This is a genomic window from Bradyrhizobium sp. CCBAU 51745, assembly GCF_028128715.1.
GTDB classification, from domain to species: domain Bacteria; phylum Pseudomonadota; class Alphaproteobacteria; order Rhizobiales; family Xanthobacteraceae; genus Bradyrhizobium; species Bradyrhizobium manausense.
The window spans coordinates 380,301-397,755 of record NZ_LBJP01000007.1 but is presented as its reverse complement, the minus strand read 5'-3'; the positions used below and the strand labels follow the sequence as shown (position 1 = coordinate 397,755).

Here is a 17,455-nt window from a genome sequence, read left to right as displayed (position 1 = left end):
CGCTTTGCCCACCCTACGATTCTTCGCTTCGCTCGCAATGACGGTGGAGGCGGCAGCGTCGCCCCACAAAATTGCATTCTGCCCGGAAATCGCTATTTTCCGCGGCCCGGAGGCCCCTTGATGTCCGTTATCGACCCGAACATGAGCCCGAGCGATCTTCGTGCGCTCGCCGAACAATCCAACGCCTGGCCGTTCGAGCAGGCGAAGGCCATTGCCGCGCGGCTGAAGAAAAGCCCGAAGGACGAGGTGCTGTTCGAGACCGGCTACGGTCCCTCCGGCCTGCCGCATATCGGCACGTTCGGCGAGGTCGCGCGCACCTCGATGGTGCGCCATGCCTTCCGCGTGCTGACCGAGGACAAGATCAAGACGCGGCTCCTCGCCTTCTCCGACGACATGGACGGCTTCCGCAAGGTGCCTGACAACGTGCCGAACAAGGATCTGCTGGCGCAATATCTGGGACGGCCGCTCACCGCGGTGCCGGACCCGTTCTCGAACGAGCATCCGTCGTTCGGCGATGCCAACAACGCGCGCCTGCGCGCCTTCCTGGATCATTTCGGCTTCGACTACGAATTCGCGAGCTCGACCGTCTATTACAAGTCGGGCCGCTTCGACGCGACGCTGCTGAAGATGCTCGCCGCCTACGACAAGATCATGGACATCATCCTGCCGACGCTCGGGCCGGATCGCCGTGCAACCTATTCGCCGTTCCTGCCGATCAGCAAGACGACAGGTGTCGTGCTGCAGGTGCCGATGATCCGCCGCGACGTCGCGGCCGGTACGGTGACCTATGTTGACCCTGATACCAACGAGGAAGTCGAAACATCAGTCACTGGCGGTAACGTCAAGTGTCAGTGGAAAGCCGACTGGGCGATGCGCTGGGTCGCGCTCGGCGTCGACTACGAGATGGCCGGCAAGGATCTGATCGATTCCGTAAAGCTCTCCGGCGCCATCGCCAGGGCGCTCGGCGCCATGCCGCCCGAAGGATTCAACTACGAGCTCTTCCTCGACGAGAAGGGTCAGAAGATCTCGAAGTCGAAGGGCAACGGCCTCACCATCGACGAGTGGCTGCGCTACGCCTCGCCGGAATCGCTGTCGCTGTTCATGTATCGCGAGCCGAAGGCGGCGAAGCGGCTGTTCTTCGACGTGATCCCGCGCCAGGTCGACGATTATCAGCAATTCATTGATGGCTTCCCCAGGCAGGACGCCAAGCAGCAGCTCGGCAATCCGGTCTGGCACATCCATGGCGGCCATCCGCCGCAAGGCGACATGCCCGTCACGTTCCAGCTGCTGCTGACGCTGGTGTCGTCGTCGAATGCGGAGAACGCCGAGACGCTGTGGGGCTTCATCGGGCGCTATCGTCCCGGCGTGTCGCCGCAGACGCATCCGAAGCTGGATGCAATGGTCGGCTACGCCATCAACTATTACCGCGACTTCGTCGCACCGACGAAGCAGTTCCGCGTGCCCACGGACACCGAGCGCGCCGCGTTGCAGGATCTGCGCGATGCGCTGTCGCAGTTGCCGGCAGACGCATCCGCCGAAGACATCCAGAACGTCGTCTACGAGATCGGCCGCCGCGAGCCGTTCCTCGATCAGGTCAAGAAGGGCAAGGACGGCCGTCCCGGCGTCACGCTCGACTGGTTCAACATGCTCTACCAGGTGCTGCTCGGCCAGGAGAAGGGCCCGCGCTTCGGCTCCTTCGTCGCGGTCTACGGCGTGCAGAACGCGGTCAACATGATCGACGGCGCGCTGGCACGGAGTGCGTAAACCATCCTCGGTGTCATCGCCCGCTAAGGCGGCGATCCAGTACTCCGAGACGGTTGTGATTAGGCAGAGACGCTGCGGCGTACTGGATGCCCCCGGTCAAGCTGGGGCATGACAGCGGAGTAAGTTTCACTGGCTCGCCCACACGATCCTTGCGATCCAGGCCACATCTCCGGCCGCCACTGTCCGCTCGCCTAGCGTCGCGTCGAGCGGCACCAGCTCCAGCGCCTTTGCCGTGCGGCGCTTCAGCGTCGCGAGCATGACCTCGCCCGCCCTGGTCTTCACCACCACACGGTCGCCTTTGCGAACCGGCGCGCCGGGCGAGACCAGGATCACATCTCCGTTGCGATAGGCCGGCAGCAGCGAATCCCCGGAAATCTCCAGGGCAAAGGCGCTGACGTCGTCAGTGATCGGCAGCGCGATTTCGCTCCAGCCCTTGCCGGACGGTGAGCCTTGCTCGTCGAATGCGCTGCTCGCAGGCGCCTGTGCGAAACCGAGCAGCGGTATCGTGCGGCCGTCGCCGGATTCGTCGTCGATGAGCTTGGCAAAGATCTCGATCGACGAGTCCGCTGCCGCCAGCGCCTTCGCAATCGATTCGGTCGAGGGCCAGCGCTCGCGGCCGTCGGTGGTGACGCGCTTGGACTTGTTGAAGGTGGTGGGGTCGAGCCCGGCCCGTTTGGCAAGGCCAGACGGCGACAGCCCGGCGCGCGCGGCCAGTTGGTCCAGTGCGGCCCAGATCTGGTCGTGGGTCAGCATCCTCTGCGCTTTGGCCTGTTTGACCATGGAAGGTCCAGCCCGTCGCAACTCAGGAAAACTATCCTCAAATCAACCGGTTTTCCGTTTTTCGCGCAAGAGGGCGGCGGAAGCGTTTTCAAGCGAAGTGGATACCGGTTCGCGTCAAGAAAACGCGTCAAAACAAGAATCTAGAGCCCCGTTCCGATGAAATCGGAACGGAAAAGGCTCTAGGACTTGAGTTCGGAAGGGGCCGCCTTTACGGTCGCGCCGGGTTTTGAAGACCCGTTCGGGACGAAAAAAACCAAGAGACTCAAAGAGCTGAGTCGAAGAGCAAACAGGGCTCCGGCAATCTGTGGTCAAGATCTACAAAATCTGTCCGGCCTCGGCCTGGCGCGAGGCGGAACGGCAGGGCGTGTACCGGGGCAGCGCGGACGACGCGCGCGATGGATTCATCCATTTCTCGACCGCGAGCCAGGTGCCTGAGACTCTGCGCAAGCACTATTCCGGCCAGCGCGCGCTGTTCCTGGTCGAGGTCGATGGCGATGCGCTCGGCAGCGAATTGCGCTGGGAGCGCTCGCGCAATGACGAGCTGTTTCCGCATCTGTATGGCGAGCTCGATCTCGGCGCCGTGCTCTCGGTGATGAACCTCAACATACGCTCCGATGGTGGCCACGATACACCGGAGCTCGCCCCGTGATCCGCGCCTTCGATGCATTCTCGCTGCCGGTGTTGCGCTGGCTCGATCCGGAGGACGCCCACCGCCTCGCCATCCAGGGCCTGCGCTTCCTGCCGCCGGTGAAGCCACGCACCGATGATCCCAAGCTTGCCGTGCGCGCCTTCGGGCTCAACTTCCCCAACCCGATCGGCATGGCCGCAGGTTTCGACAAGAGCGCCGAGGTGCCCGACGCGCTGCTGCGGCTCGGCTTCGGCTTTGTCGAGATCGGGTCGGTGACGCCGAAGCCGCAGGCGGGCAATCCGCGGCCGCGGCTGTTTCGGCTCGAGCGCGACGAGGCTGTCATCAACCGCATGGGCTTCAACAATGACGGCGCGGAAGTCGTGCTGCGCCGGCTCGCCGCCCGCGCGGCCAATGGCGGCATCGTCGGCGTCAATGTCGGTGCCAACAAGGATTCGCCCGATCGCGTCGGTGACTACGTCAAGCTGATCGAGACCTTTGCACCCGTCGCAAGCTATTTCACCGTCAACGTCTCCTCGCCGAACACGCCGGGCCTGCGCAATCTGCAGGAAGGCGCGTTGCTCGACGATCTGCTCGGACGCGTCATCGATGCGCGCGAGCGCGTCAGGCAGAAGGCCGGCGACACGCCAGTGCTGCTGAAGATCGCGCCCGACCTCAGCCTCGCCCAGCTCGACGACGTCGTCCAGGTCGCGCGCTCGCGCAAGGTCGACGGCATGATCGTGTCGAATACGACCATTGCGCGGCCGAGCACGTTGCGCGAGCAGACGCGCGCGAAAGAGCAGGGCGGCCTGTCCGGCCGGCCGCTGTTCCGGCTGTCGACGCGCATGGTCGCGGAGACCTATGTCCGGGTCGAGGGCGCCTTCCCGCTGATCGGCGTCGGTGGCGTCGACTCCGGCGGTGCGGCGCTGACAAAAATTCGCGCCGGCGCGAGCCTGATCCAGCTTTATTCGTCGCTGGTCTATAAGGGCCTCGGCCTCGTCGACGAGATCAAGCGCGATCTGACCTCGACATTGCTGCGCACGGGCCGGGATTCGCTGTCCGAGATCGTCGGCGCCGATGCGGCCACGCTGACGGCGGAAGACTGGCCTGGGATATAAGCACCGCTGCATCCGGGCTACGACTTCGCGAAGGTCGCTCGATACAGCGCCGGATACCGCGCGCCCTGCAATCCGCCGCGCGCGACATAGAACGCGAGCAGTGCGCACCACAGCCCGGCATTGCCGAATGATTGCAGCGCCCACCACACGCCCAAGAAGATCGCGAGCGAAGCCAGCATCAGATTGCGCATCTCGCGCGCCCAGGTGGCACCGACATAGATGCCGTCGAAACCGAAGGCAAACACGCCGGGGATCGGCGCTATCACGATGAACGGCAGGAACTCGCGCGCGGCGCGGCGGACGTCCTCGCTCGCCGTCATGAAGCTGATGATATCGGGCCCAAACAGCGCGAACAGCACCGCGACGACAAGCGCAAAGCCGAGCCCCCACAGCAGCACCAGCCGGGTCGAATCCGCAAAGCCCTGGGCGTCGCGCGCGCCAAAGCTGCGGCCGCAGAGCTGCTGCGCGGCGTTGGCGAGGCCATCGAGGAAAAAGGCGCTGACCAGGAGAAAATTGTTCAGCACGGAGTTCGCGGCCAACGTGACGTCGCCGGCCCGCGCGCCCTTGGCGGTGAAGAACAGGAACACGGCGATCAGTGCCGCAGTGCGGATCATGATGTCGGAATTGACAGCCAACAGCCGCATCAGCTTGGTGCGGTCGAACAGCATCGCGCGGGGCACGGCAAAGCCGCCATGCGCATAGCGGCGGCAGACGATAACGCCGAACACGAAGCCGATGCCCTCCGACAGCAGCGCGGCGATCGCCGCGCCCGCAATGCCGGTGTCGTAGACCAGCACCAGCAAGATCGTCGCCGCCATGTTGACGAGGTTGATGACGACTTGCAGCGCGAGCGCTGGATTGGCGCGGGCCAGCCCGACCAACCAGCCGAGGATGACATAGTTGGCGAACGCGAAGGGCGACGACCAGATCCGGATCATGAAATAGGTTTTTGCGGCGTGCGTCACGCCCGCGCTGCCACCCATCACATCGAACAGCACGTCGGCCAGCGGCAGTTGCAGCAGGATCAGTCCGCCGCCGATCAGGCCGGCGACGATGAAGCCGCGCACCAGGATCACGGTCTCCTCGCGCGTCTCGCCGGCGCCGAGCGCCTGTGCGGTGAAGGCGAGCGTGCTCATGCGCAGGAAGCCGAACAGCCAGAACAGGCAGTCGAAGATCACCGACGCCATCGCGACGCCGCCGAGCAGCGCGGCATCATCGAGCCGGCCGATCGCGGTGGTCGAGACCACGCCGATCAGCGGCGTCGTCAGGTTCGCGACCATCGCGGGACCCGCGATGGCGAAGACCTGGCGGCTGCCGACTTTGGGATGAACCGGGGCGTGCATCAGGTGCGTGTATCCGAGCCCCGCGCCGAATGCACCATCGCGGCCGGCATGGCGTGCTTGCGCCGGCCGCGCATTTCAGAGCGCCTTAGCGGCGCGGCGAGCCGAAGATGCGCGACAACAGCCAGATCGGGATCACGATGACGGCGCCGAGCAGGAAGTAGCGCCACAGCCAGTTCACGGCGTCGAAGCCGAGATCCCAGAGGCGCTGGAACAGCAGGCGAATGCTGTAAATGATATTCCAGGGGTCGAAGCCGATCGCCGCCAGCACGACGCCGACCAGGATCGAGAGCAGCATCAGGCGAAACGCGACCGCCAGCGGCGAGCCGCCGAGAAAGCGGTGCAGGCCATCGCTGTGGCCGGCCGGCAAATCTCTGACGTCGTGGGCCATCTCAAACTCCTCGTGGGGGCTAGCCCCGATTATAGGTCACGGCGGGGGACATGGGGAACCCGCAATGGGGCGTCAATGGCCGTCGGCGGAGGCCGCGACCTTAATTGTTGGTAGGGATTCGTCCGCTTTCAACATCCTTTCCAGCGTCTCCAGCCTATCCGCCTCCCGCGGCGGCTTGTCCCAGCGCAGGCGGCTGATGCGGGGGAAGCGCATCGCGACGCCGGATTTGTGCCGCGGCGAGCGCTGCAGGCCCTCGAACGCCACCTCCAGCACCAGCCCCTTGTCGCCTTCGTGCACGACATGGCGGACGGGGCCGAACTTTTCCGTGGTGTTGCGGCGGACGAAACGGTCGATCTGCAACAGTTCCTCGTCGGTGAAGCCGAAATAGGCTTTCCCCACCGGCACCAGTTCCTCGCCATTGTCGGTTTCGGTCCAGACACCAAAAGTGTAGTCGGAGTAATAGGACGAACGCTTGCCGTGGCCGCGCTGCGCATACATCAGCACGGCATCGATGATGTGCGGATCGCGCTTCCACTTCCACCACTGTCCCTTCGGCCGTCCCGGCAGATAGGGCGCATCGCGCCGCTTCAGCATCACGCCTTCGACGGCGTCGGCATCCTCGCCGGCGCCGGCGCTTGCCGGATCGGCGCGCGCGGCGGTGAGCGCATCCCAGCTTGCGAAGGGAATGGTGGGCGAGAGATCAAGGCGGGGATCGTCGAGCTTGCCGATGAAGGTCTCAAGCCGCTCGCGCCGCTCGGCGAAGGGCAATTCGCGCAGATCGTTCTCGTCATCCCCGAGCAGATCGTAGGCGCGCAAGTGAATCGGAAAATCCTTGATCAGCTTCGGCGAGACAATTTTGCGGTTGAGCCGCTGCTGCAGGACGTTGAAACTCTGCACGCGGCCTTCGCGCAGGATCAAGAGCTCGCCGTCGATCGCGCCGGGCAGGCGCAGCGACGGCACGAGATCCGGAAAGCTTCCCGTGATGTCCTCGCCGGTGCGCGAATAGAGCCGCGCGGTGATCTGCCCGTGCTCATCGCGGCCGGCGACCGCCTGCACGCGGATGCCGTCCCATTTCCATTCGGCGATGTAATCGGCGGGTTCGAGGCTTGCGAAATCGCTGTCCTCGATCGCATGCGCCAGCATCACGGGCCGGAACGGCGCGGGATCGCGATTGACCGGCTTCTCGCTGCGGCCTTCCAGCCAGGCGAACAGGTCGAGATAGGGCGGGCTGAGGCCCGGCCAGAGCAGCTCGACCTCATGCGGATCCTTATCCCCAAGCGCCGCGGCCGCGGTCTTCGCCAGCCGCGCCGAGATACCGATGCGCATGGCGCCGGTGACAAGTTTCAACAATGCCCAGCGGCCGGTCTCATCGAGCTCGTCGAGCCAGCGTTCGAGCCGCTTCGGCAGCTCGGTCTTGCCGAGCGTGCGCAGCGTGGTGACGACCTCGGTCAGGGTCGGAGGAGGCGGGTTGTTGTGGGCGGCCAGCGCCGTCTTCGGCCACATCAACGCCACCGTTTCCGAGAGATCGCCGACATAGTCGTAACTCAACCCGAACAGCACCTCATCGGTGCGCGATGCGATGAGGTCGCGGATCAGCGCGGGCTTGGCGTGCTTGAAGCTGAGCGCCCCGGTGAGCGCAGCGAGCGCGTAGCCGCGGTCGGGATCGCCGACCTCGCGGAAGTAGCCTTGCAGCAGCCGCAGCTTGTTGTTGCGGCCGGGCTCGTAGGCGAGGCGGTCCAGGAGTTCGGCGAAGCGGTTCATGCCTCGGCCTCGCTTCGAGGCTGCGGCTCGCTCTCCTCCTCGTCGCCATAGCCGACGAGATCGAGCGGCCGGGCGCGCAGACCTTGCGTCTTGCACCAATGCACCAGCGCGTCTTCCTGGCCGTGGGTGACCCAGATCTCGCTAGCGCCGGTCGCCGCGATGGTCGCGGTGAGGCCGTTCCAATCGGCGTGATCGGAAATCACCAGCGGCAGCTCGACACCGCCTTGCCGCGCCCGGGCGCGCACGCGCATCCAGCCCGAGGCGAAGGCGGTGACGGGATCGGGGAAGCGCCGGGCCCAGATGTCCGATGTCGCCGAAGGCGGCGCGAACGTGATGGTGCCGGCGAGTGCCGCCTTCTTCATGCCCATCGCCGGCCGCAGCTCGCCGAGGTCGATGCCGCGGCTTTGATAATACGCGGTGATCTTCTCCATCGCGCCATGCAGATAGATCGGCGCGTCATAGCCGGCCTTGCGCAGCAGCGCGATCACACGCTGCGCCTTGCCGAGCGAATAGGCGCCGACGAGATGGGCGCGCTCGGGGAACAAAGCGACCGAGGCCAGCAGCTTCTTCACCTCGAGGGCCGCATCGCCATGGCGAAACACCGGCAGGCCGAACGTCGCCTCGGTGATGAAGACATCGCAAGGCACCAGCTCGAACGGAACGCAGGTCGGGTCCGGCGCATCCTTGTAATCGCCTGATGCAACGATGCAGGTGTCCTTGGCTGTCACCGCGATCTGCGCCGAGCCCAGCACATGACCGGCCGGGTGAAACTTGACCTTGACGTCGCCGAGCCTGATGTCTTCGCCATAGCTGATGACTTGCGTCGAGCCGGCAAAATTCTCGCCGTAGCGCAGCCGCATCATGTCGAGCGTTTCCTGCGTCGCCAGCACCGCGCCATGGCCGGCGCGGGCATGGTCGGAATGGCCGTGGGTGATCAATGCCCGCTCGACCGGGCGGATCGGATCGATGTGGAAGCCGCCGGGCCTGCAGCACAGGCCGTCAGCAGTTGGCAGCAGGATGTCTTGCGGGCGCATGATCGTCATATAGGAACATCGTGCTCCAAATTAACCCGTCATGCGCGGGCTTGACCCGCGCATCCATCCTCTTAAAGAGGTCTTTTTTGATGGATTGCCGGGTCAAGCCCGGCAATGACAATCGGTTCCTGCAATGCCGCTCCGCCTGTTCCTGACCTCCGGCGATCTCATGGCCGACCGCCGTTTCGAGTTCGCGCGCGACCTCCAGCTCAAGGGCGATCTGGCCGCCGCCGCCGACCTGCTGGAGCAGGCGATCGAGCTCGCGCCTGACTTCACCTCGGCCTGGTTCACGCTTGGCGAGATCCGCCAGCAGCTCGGCGAGCGCGACAAGGCCATCGCAGCGTTCCGGGAAGCACGGCGATCCGACCCTGAGGATCAGCACGGGGCCGGTCTCCATCTGATGCGGCTGGGCGATACTGAAATGGCGGAAATGCCCAAGGCCTATGTGCAGGCGCTGTTCGACCAATACGCGCCGCGCTTCGAGCACGCGCTGATCAACGATCTCGGCTATCGCGCTCCTAGCGTGATCTTCAAGGCGGTGCTGGCCGCGCGCGTCGCGGCGAAGAAGCCGGCCTTCTTCAAGCGCACAATCGATCTCGGCTGCGGCACCGGGCTTGCGGCCGCTGCGTTTGCCAAGCAGGTCGACCAATTCATCGGCATCGATCTGTCGCCAGGCATGATCAAGGAGGCGCGGGCCACCAACCTCTATGCCGAGCTCGAAGTCGCCGACATGGTCGAGGGCCTGCGCACCAAGCCCGATGCCAGCGCGAACCTCGTCGTCGCCGCGGATGCGTTCGTCTATCTCTCCGATCTCGCGCCTGTGCTGAACGAGGCCAGGCGCGTGCTCGTATCAGGCGGCGTGCTCGCCTTCACGCTGGAGACGCATGACGGCGATGGCATCGTGCTCGGCGAAGGCCTGCGCTATGCCCATTCGGCGGAATATGTGCGGGGTGCGATTGCGAAGGCCACCCTGAAGCTCGTCACGCTTGAGCCGTGCTCGCCGCGCAACGAGAACAACGAGCCGGTGCGCGGTCTCGTCATCGTTGCCGAGAAAACTTGAGTCTAGGCGCTAAACACCCTGCAATTTTAGCGTCATTGCGTCGCAAAGCGGCGTCTTCGGACTTGCGAGCTGCGCTGCGTTCCCAGCACAATGCGCAGCACCAGGGAGAGAAACAATGACCAGGAATCCATCGCGGCGCGATGTCAGCGCCGCCGCGTTCGCCACCATCGCCGCATCCGTTCTGCCCGCGCCCTATGTCTGGGCCGCCGAGAAGAAATACGATGCCGGCGCCAGTGATACCGAGATCAAGATCGGGCAGACCGTGCCGCATTCCGGTCCCGGCTCGCTCTACGGCGTGCTGGGGCGCGTCGGCGAGGCCTATTTCCAGATGCTCAACGAAGGCGGCGGCATCAACGGACGCAAGGTCAACTTCCTCACGCTCGACGATGCCTACAGCGCGCCGAAATGCGTCGAGGCGACGCGGCGCCTGGTCGAGCAGGAGGAGGTGCTGGCGCTCTACGGCTCGCTTGGCACCGCGCCGCAGACCGCCGTGCACAAATATCTGAACTCCAAGGGCGTGCCGCAGCTGCTGCTCAACACCGGCGCCTCGAAGTGGAACAATCCGAAAGAGTTCAAATGGACGATGGCGGGCCTGCCGCTCTATCCGACCGAAGCGCGCATCCTGGCGCGACACGTCGTCAACGTGAAGCCGAATGCCAGGATCGGTATCCTCTACCAGAACGACGATTTCGGCCGCGATTTCCTTGGGCCCTTCAAGAAGGTGCTGGCCGATGCCGGCGGCACGGCGCAGGTGATCATGGAGCAGACCTACGATCTCACCGATCCGACGGTCGATTCACAGCTGATCAACCTGTCGAAATCGGGCGCGGATGTTTTCTACAACATCTCCACCGGCAAGGCGTCGTCGCAGTCGATCCGGAAAGTGGCCGAGCTCGGCTGGAAGCCGCTGCAACTGCTCTCGGCCGGCTCGACCGGCAAATCCATCCTCAGCGCCGCTGGCTTCGAGAATGCCAAGGACATCGTCTCGATCAGCTATGCGAAGGATGCCGGGCCGGGCCGTTGGGAAAAGGATCCGGGCCCCATGGCATTCGAGGAGCTGCGCAAGAAATATCTGCCGAACGTCGCTCCTGATAACACCATCGCCTATGCCGGCTACGGCCAGGCTGTCACCATGGGCGAGATCCTGCGCCGCTGCGGCGACGACCTCACCCGCGCCAATGTGCTGAAGCAGGCCTCAAACCTCAATGGCTTCCACTCGCCGTTCTTCCTCGACGGCGTCACCTACAGTTATACCCCGGACGACTACACACCGATGAAGACGCTGTTCATCCAGGTCTTCAACGGCAAGGACTGGGAGGTCTCCGACAAGCCGGTGGTGGAGTAGCGGGTCTCCACAATCGAGATGCCGTAGGGTGGGCAAAGGCGCCCTTGCGCCGTGCCCACCATTCCTCTCGATCGCAAAAATGCGTGGGCACGCTTCGCTTTGCCCGCCTACGAGACGACGAGACCGTCTCACCCCTCGACGAACCCGCCCCCACGGCTTACCTCTAACGCCGTGCCGCCCCGCATCCTCAAAATTCCGGCCGAGCCGGCCCCGCTGCTGCCCGACCGTTTCCAGCAATGGTTTGCGGCCCGCGGCTGGACGCCGCGCGAGCATCAGCTCGCGCTGCTGGAAAAGGCGCGTGAGGATCGATCGGCCTTGCTGATCGCTCCGACCGGGGCCGGCAAGACGCTGGCGGGATTCTTGCCGACGCTGGTGGAACTCAGCTCTGCGCCGGCGACGCCCGCGAAATCCCTCGTCTCCACCGGCCGCAGCGTGCAGCGCAGCGCCGGTCTCCACACCCTCTACATCTCGCCGTTGAAAGCGCTCGCCGTCGACATCGCCCGCAACCTCGAGCGCCCCATCGCCGAGATGGGCCTGCCGATCAAGGTCGAGACCCGCACCGGCGACACGCCGGTGTCGCGGCGTCAGCGGCAGCGGCGCTATCCGCCCGACATTCTGCTGACGACGCCGGAGCAACTCGCGCTGCTGCTGTCCTCCGACGATGCGCCGTTTTTGTTTTCCTCGCTGAAGCGCATCGTGCTCGACGAGCTGCATGCGCTGGTGACGTCCAAGCGCGGCGATCTGCTGTCGCTCGGCCTTGCACGGCTGTGGCGTCTCGCCCCGCAGATGCGCGCCATCGGCCTGTCGGCGACCGTGGCGGAGCCGGAGCAACTCGCGCGCTTCCTGGTGCCGCAGCCCGAAGGCAAGGAAGTTGCCGCCGATATCGTCGTCGCCGGCGGCGCCGCGCCGCCGCTGGTTCAGATGCTCGACACAAGCGAGCGCCTGCCCTGGGCCGGCCACAGCGCACGTCACGCGCTCCCCGAGATCTACGAGCTGATCAAGCAGAACAAGACCACGCTGGTGTTCGTCAATACCCGCAGCCAGGCCGAGATGCTGTTCCAGAATCTCTGGAGCATGAACGACGACGGCCTTGCCATCGCGCTGCATCACGGCTCGCTCGATGTCGCGCAGCGCCGCAAGGTCGAGGATGCGATGTCGGCAGGACGCTTGCGCGGCGTGGTCTGCACCTCCTCGCTCGATCTGGGCGTCGACTGGGGCGACGTCGATCTCGTCGTCAATATCGGCGCGCCCAAGGGCTCCTCGCGCCTGATGCAGCGCATCGGCCGCGCCAATCACCGCCTCGATGAAGCCTCCCGCGCCGTGCTGGTGCCCGCCAACCGCTTCGAGGTGCTGGAATGCAGCGTCGCCATCGATGCCATCGCCGAGAATGCGCAGGACACCCCGCCCTTGCGTACCGGCGCGCTCGACGTGCTGGCCCAGCACGTGCTCGGCTGCGCCTGCGGCGAGCCGTTTCTCTCCGATGAACTCTATGCCGAGGTCCGCACCGCCGCGCCTTACGCCGACCTGTCGCGGCAGGATTTCGACGACGTCGTCGATTTCGTCGCCTCCGGCGGCTACGCGCTGAAGACCTATGAGCGCTTCGCCCGCATCAAGCAGGACAAGGAGGGCCGCTGGCGCGTCGCCAATCCAAAAGTGCGGCAGAGCTACCGGATGAATGTCGGCACCATCGTCGAGGACGACATGCTGAAAGTGCGGCTGGTGCGCTCGCGCGGCGGCGGTCACGGTTCGACGGGGGTGATCGCGCGCGGCGGCCGCTTGCTCGGCGAGATCGAGGAGGCCTTCATCGAAGGCCTCTCGCCCGGCGACACCTTCGTGTTCTCCGGCGAGGTGGTGCGCTACGAGACCCTGGTCGAGGACCAGGTCTATGTCTCACGCGCGCATGACAAGGATCCGAAAGTGCCGTCCTATATGGGCGGAAAATTCCCGCTCTCGACCTATCTTGCCGAACGCGTCCGTCGTCTGCTCGACGACGGGCGTGCTTGGGGTGGCTTGCCGGAGCAGGTGCGCGATTGGCTGTCGCAGCAAAAGGACGTCAGCCGCGTGCCCGCCGTGCGCGAGCTGCTGGTGGAAAGTTTTCCGCGCGCCAACAAGCATTACATCGTCTGCTATCCCTTCGAAGGCCGCCTCGCGCATCAGACGCTCGGCATGCTGTTGACGCGCCGGCTGGAGCGCGCCCGCGCCCGGCCGCTCGGCTTCGTCGCCAATGAATATGCGGTGGCGATCTGGGGGCTCGGCGACCTCTCTTTCATGATCAGGGACGGCCGCATCGATCTCAACGGGTTGTTCGACCCTGATATGCTCGGCGACGATCTGGAGGCCTGGCTCGCCGAATCCGCGCTGATGAAGCGCACCTTCCGCAACTGCGCGATCATCTCCGGCCTGATCGCGCGCCGCCACACCGGCGAAGAGAAGAGCCGCCGCCAGGTGCTGTTCTCGACCGACCTCGTCTACGACGTCCTGCGCAAGCATCAGGCCGACCACGTGCTGCTGCGCGCCGCGCGCGCCGATGCCGCCACCGGCCTATTGGATCTGCGCCGCCTCAGCGACATGCTGATGCGCATCCAGGGCCGCATCACCCACCGGGAACTCGACCATGTCTCCCCGCTCGCCGTGCCCGTGATGCTGGAAATCGGCCGCGAGTCAGTTTATGGCGAAGCTGCAGACGAGCTGCTGGCCGAAGCCGCGGATGAACTCGTCAAAGAGGCGATGGATAGAAGCGGGTAAGACGTGACGGCAGGCGCGCTGATTTCGGGGGATGACGAGGACATGCGCGTTTCCAGAGTCACCATCATCGATGTGACCTTCGCGGCCGATCTCTCCGGCGCGCTGTTCTGGGACGAGCAGCGCCTGCTGGTCGTCTCCGATCTGCATCTGGAGAAGGGCTCGAGCTTCGCCACCCGCGGCGTGCTGCTGCCGCCCTACGATACCGTCGCGACACTTGGCCGGCTCGCTGCTGTCATCTCCCGCCATAATCCCAAAACGATCATCGCGCTCGGCGACAGTTTTCATGATCGCACCGCGCATGAGCGCCTGTCCGCGGAGGACCGCGATGCCGTCGCCGCGCTCCAAACAGGGCGCGACTGGATCTGGATCTCGGGCAATCACGATCCAATGCTGCCGCGCGATCTCGGCGGTACCGTCGCCGACGAAGTTGCTGTTGGCCCCATCACCTTCCGCCACGAGCCATCAGGCGCGCCTGGCGAGATTGCCGGCCATCTGCACCCCAAGGCCCGCATCTCCGCCCGCGGCCGTTCGATGGAGCGGCGCTGCTTCGCCAGCGACGGAATGCGCGCCGTGATGCCCGCCTTCGGCGCCTATGCCGGCGGCCTCAGCATCCGCGACGCCGCGTTTGCAAGGATCTTTGCGAAGACCGGCTTTGTCGCCCATCTCCTCGGCGACCGCCGCGTGCACGCGATAGCGGCGTCAAGGTGTTACTGAAGTCGCTGCTCTCGTAGGGTGGGCAAAGCGTAGCGTGCCCACCACCTGCTAACTATTGAAGGATCGTGGGCACGGCGCTTCGCGCCTTTGCCCACCCTACGCATCTCCCAAGCTCACGCCGCCTTCGCCTGCACGTCCTCGCAGAACTCCGCCAAGCGATCCGCCAGCCGCAGCGTCGCGGGGCTCGCATTGGGCGAGGCCATCAGCGCCACCTCCGTCTTGTTGATCGGCGCAAAGCCGTCCTTGGCGGTCAGCACGCGGTGGTCGGACTGGATCGACATCTCCGACAGGATGCTTAAGCCCATGCCCGCGGCCACCGCGGCCTGGATGCCGGAGAGACTCGATGATGTGTAGGCGGTGTGCCAGGCGCGGCCCGCGCTTTCCAGCGCGTGGATGGCGCCGGCGCGATAGACGCAGCCGAGCGGAAAGCCGATCAGGGGCACTGATGGCACGTCGACGTCGACCGGATGGCTCTTGCTGGTGACCCAGTGCACCCGCTCCGGCCACACCGCGATCGCGCCCTTCTCGCCGGCCGCGCGCTTGTAGAGCGCGAGATCGAGCTCGCCGCGTTCGAGATCGCGGGCGAGGTGCTTGCTCTGGTCGGCGCGCACGTCGAGGCGCAGGCCCGGGTGCGAGCGCGAGAACGTGCCCAGCAGCTTCGTCAGCCGATAGGCCGCAAAATCCTCGGGGATGCCGAGCCGGATCGCGCCTTCGCCGCCCGGCTGGCGCAGCACGTCGCGCGCCTCTTCCGCAAGCGAAAGCAGCCGCCGCGCGTAGGACAACAGCCGCTCGCCGGCCTCGGTCGGGCGCACGTCCTTGCCGTCGCGGTGCAGCAGCACCTGGCCGACATCCTCCTCCAGCCGCTTGATCTGCTGGCTCACGGTCGACTGCGTACGGTGGACGCGCTCGCCGGCGCGGGTGAAGCCGCCGGCCTCGACCACCGAGACGAAGCTGCGCAGAAGCTCGAGATCGAGCATATCAGCCTCCATTCGAAAATCAACTGATCCGTAGTTAATCATTTAATTTCCAAATGGCAAGCGGCGTCCCTAGATCGGGGGTTCAGGAGAATGCCTCATGTCGCTTGCGCCTTCGATTTCGGTTCCCCGCACCCGCTTCAACACGCTGCCGCTCGCCATCGGCCTGTTCTGCTTGCTCTGGAGCTACGCCTTCGTCGCCGGCAAGATCGGCGTCACCCATTGCCCGCCGCTGATCCTGCTCGCCGCGCGCTTCTCGCTGGCCGGCATCCTGATCCTGGGTGCCACGCTGATCCGTGGCGAAGCCTGGTCATTGTCCTGGCGCGACGCCGCGATCTTCGCGGTGCTCGGCATCGCCAACAACGCGCTCTATCTCGGGCTCGGCTATACCGGCCTGCAATCGGTCTCCGCCGGCCTCGGCGGGCTGATCGTCTCGACCAATCCGGTGTTCACGGCGGCGCTCGCCGCACTGCTGCTCGGCGAAGGCATGACCTGGCGCAAGGCGAGCGGCCTTTTGCTCGGCGTCGTCGGCGTGACGGCGATCGTGTGGCACCGTCTCTCGGTCGGCACCGACAGCCTGCACGGCATTGTCTTCACGCTGGCCTCGCTCGCCTCCATCGTATCAGGCACCATTCTGTTCAAGCTGCTCGCGCCGAAGGGCTCGTTGTGGATCGGCAATGGCGTGCAGAGCCTCGCAGCGGGCATCGTGCTCGCGCCGATCGCATTCACCTTCGCCGATGTCCGCGCGATCGACTTTACCCCGGGCCTGATCGGCGCCTTCGCCTTCCTCGTGCTCGGCGGCTCGATCCTCGCCTCCTGGCTCTGGTTTCATCTCCTGAAAGTGTGTGGTGCGACCGCGGCGAGCGCCTATCATTTCCTGATGCCGCCGCTCGGCATGCTGTTCGCGTTTCTCGTGCTCGGCGAACACGTCGAGGCGCGCGACCTCTTGGGGATCATTCCGGTGGCGCTCGGCATTTACCTGGTGACGCGCCCCGCAAAGCCGGTGGCGTAAGAGGAGTTCCGCATGCCCGTTTCAATCACCCTGATCGGCGGCCCCACCGCCTTGATCGAGATCGACGGCTTTCGCCTGCTCACCGATCCCACCTTCGATGCGCCGGGCGCCTATCAATTGCCGCATGTGAAGCTGGAGAAGACCACCGGCCCGGCGGTGAAAGCCGCTGCGATCGGCCCCATCGATGCCGTGCTGCTCAGCCACGACCAGCATTCGGACAATCTCGACAATTCAGGGCGCGACTTCTTGCTGAAAGCACCACGCGCGCTGACGACGGAGGCCGGCGCCAAACGCCTCGGCGGCCATGTCGAGGGCCTCGCGCCCTGGGCAACCGCGCATCTGAAGGACGACGACGGCAACATGCTCACCATCACCGCGACACCGGCGCGTCACGGCCCTGCCGGCATCGAGCCGTTGTCGGGCGACGTCATCGGCTTCGTGGTGCAATCGAGCCGCAAGGACACGAGCGCGGTCTATATCAGCGGCGACACCACCTGGTTCGACGGAGTCGCCGAAGTTGCGCGCCGCTTCAAGTGCGGCGTGGTGCTGCCGTTTGCCGGCGCCGCGCAAACGCGTGGCCCGTTCCATCTCACCATGGACACCAACGACACCATCGAGACCGCGCGCGCCTTTCCCGATGCGATGATCGTGCCCGTGCACACCGAAGGCTGGGCGCATTTCCGCCAGAACGGCGAGGATTTGCGCAAGACGTTTGACGTGCTCGGGTTCGGACCGCGGCTGCGATTGCTGGAGCCCGGCGTGCCGACCGTGATCGAGGCGCCGTGATCTTGC

Annotated in this window: 15 protein-coding genes; 9 read left to right on the top strand and 6 right to left on the bottom strand. The window is 65.4% G+C overall.

Translation table 11 applies throughout. The annotated features are described in order from the left end of the window. The first annotated feature begins 120 nt into the window (after window positions 1-120). Complete coding sequence (locus XH98_RS09110) at window positions 121-1,764, top strand: lysine--tRNA ligase (RefSeq protein WP_271618407.1); 1,644 nt, start codon at window positions 121-123, stop codon at window positions 1,762-1,764. Between the two features lie 126 nt (window positions 1,765-1,890). On the opposite strand, the gene XH98_RS09105 is transcribed toward XH98_RS09110, so the two are convergent. Further along, the gene (locus XH98_RS09105; RefSeq protein ID WP_271598707.1) at window positions 1,891-2,544 is read right to left on the bottom strand and encodes a S24 family peptidase; all 654 of its coding nucleotides are present in this window, start codon (window positions 2,542-2,544) and stop codon (window positions 1,891-1,893) included. Between the two features lie 304 nt (window positions 2,545-2,848). On the opposite strand from XH98_RS09105, the gene XH98_RS09100 reads away from it, so the two are divergent. Both XH98_RS09100 and XH98_RS09095 read left to right on the top strand, forming a co-directional pair. After that, the gene (locus XH98_RS09100; protein ID WP_057742634.1) at window positions 2,849-3,193 is read left to right on the top strand and encodes a DUF952 domain-containing protein; all 345 of its coding nucleotides are present in this window, start codon (window positions 2,849-2,851) and stop codon (window positions 3,191-3,193) included. Beyond that, a complete protein-coding gene (locus tag XH98_RS09095; protein WP_271618406.1) occupies window positions 3,190-4,287 on the top strand; it encodes a quinone-dependent dihydroorotate dehydrogenase in 1,098 nt (365 codons plus the stop codon). Before XH98_RS09100 ends, XH98_RS09095 begins: the two co-directional genes overlap by 4 nt. Window positions 4,288-4,304: 17 nt before the next feature. Here the strand turns inward: XH98_RS09095 and XH98_RS09090 are convergent, their stop codons facing one another. The 4 genes from XH98_RS09090 to XH98_RS09075 all read right to left on the bottom strand — a co-directional run bounded on the left by XH98_RS09090 (window position 4,305) and on the right by XH98_RS09075 (window position 8,813). Then, window positions 4,305-5,630 carry an MATE family efflux transporter gene (locus tag XH98_RS09090; RefSeq protein WP_271618405.1) on the bottom strand — a complete coding sequence of 442 codons (1,326 nt, stop codon included), beginning with the start codon at window positions 5,628-5,630 and terminating at the stop codon, window positions 4,305-4,307. An 85-nt stretch (window positions 5,631-5,715) separates the two neighbouring features. After that, window positions 5,716-6,018, bottom strand: a complete 303-nt coding sequence (locus XH98_RS09085; protein WP_271618404.1) for a DUF6460 domain-containing protein — start codon at window positions 6,016-6,018, stop codon at window positions 5,716-5,718. Window positions 6,019-6,090: 72 nt separating this feature from the next. Further along, window positions 6,091-7,779, bottom strand: a complete 1,689-nt coding sequence (locus XH98_RS09080) for an ATP-dependent DNA ligase (protein WP_271618403.1) — start codon at window positions 7,777-7,779, stop codon at window positions 6,091-6,093. Continuing rightward, window positions 7,776-8,813: a ligase-associated DNA damage response exonuclease gene (locus XH98_RS09075; RefSeq protein WP_271618563.1), complete on the bottom strand. Its 1,038-nt coding sequence runs from the start codon at window positions 8,811-8,813 to the stop codon at window positions 7,776-7,778. The genes XH98_RS09080 and XH98_RS09075 overlap by 4 nt, the downstream gene beginning before the upstream one ends. Before the next feature lie 133 nt (window positions 8,814-8,946). Between XH98_RS09075 and XH98_RS09070 the strand changes: the two genes are divergently transcribed. From XH98_RS09070 to pdeM, 4 genes are all read left to right on the top strand, one after another. Continuing rightward, window positions 8,947-9,873 carry a class I SAM-dependent DNA methyltransferase gene (locus tag XH98_RS09070; protein WP_271618402.1) on the top strand — a complete coding sequence of 309 codons (927 nt, stop codon included), beginning with the start codon at window positions 8,947-8,949 and terminating at the stop codon, window positions 9,871-9,873. 115 nt (window positions 9,874-9,988) lie between these two features. Continuing rightward, window positions 9,989-11,218 (top strand): ABC transporter substrate-binding protein, encoded by a 1,230-nt coding sequence (locus tag XH98_RS09065; protein ID WP_271598711.1) that lies wholly within the window; start codon window positions 9,989-9,991, stop codon window positions 11,216-11,218. A gap of 171 nt (window positions 11,219-11,389) precedes the next feature. Continuing rightward, window positions 11,390-13,963 carry a ligase-associated DNA damage response DEXH box helicase gene (locus XH98_RS09060; RefSeq protein ID WP_271618401.1) on the top strand — a complete coding sequence of 858 codons (2,574 nt, stop codon included), beginning with the start codon at window positions 11,390-11,392 and terminating at the stop codon, window positions 13,961-13,963. A 42-nt stretch (window positions 13,964-14,005) separates the two neighbouring features. Beyond that, window positions 14,006-14,677, top strand: coding sequence for a ligase-associated DNA damage response endonuclease PdeM (pdeM, locus tag XH98_RS09055; RefSeq protein ID WP_271598713.1), 672 nt, complete (start codon window positions 14,006-14,008; stop codon window positions 14,675-14,677). Between the two features lie 113 nt (window positions 14,678-14,790). Here the strand turns inward: pdeM and XH98_RS09050 are convergent, their stop codons facing one another. Then, complete coding sequence (locus XH98_RS09050; RefSeq protein WP_057746801.1) at window positions 14,791-15,654, bottom strand: LysR family transcriptional regulator; 864 nt, start codon at window positions 15,652-15,654, stop codon at window positions 14,791-14,793. A 97-nt stretch (window positions 15,655-15,751) separates the two neighbouring features. Between XH98_RS09050 and XH98_RS09045 the strand changes: the two genes are divergently transcribed. Further along, window positions 15,752-16,663 carry a DMT family transporter gene (locus XH98_RS09045; RefSeq protein ID WP_271598714.1) on the top strand — a complete coding sequence of 304 codons (912 nt, stop codon included), beginning with the start codon at window positions 15,752-15,754 and terminating at the stop codon, window positions 16,661-16,663. A gap of 12 nt (window positions 16,664-16,675) precedes the next feature. Continuing rightward, complete coding sequence (locus XH98_RS09040) at window positions 16,676-17,449, top strand: MBL fold metallo-hydrolase (RefSeq protein WP_271598715.1); 774 nt, start codon at window positions 16,676-16,678, stop codon at window positions 17,447-17,449. Window positions 17,450-17,455: the final 6 nt, after the last annotated feature.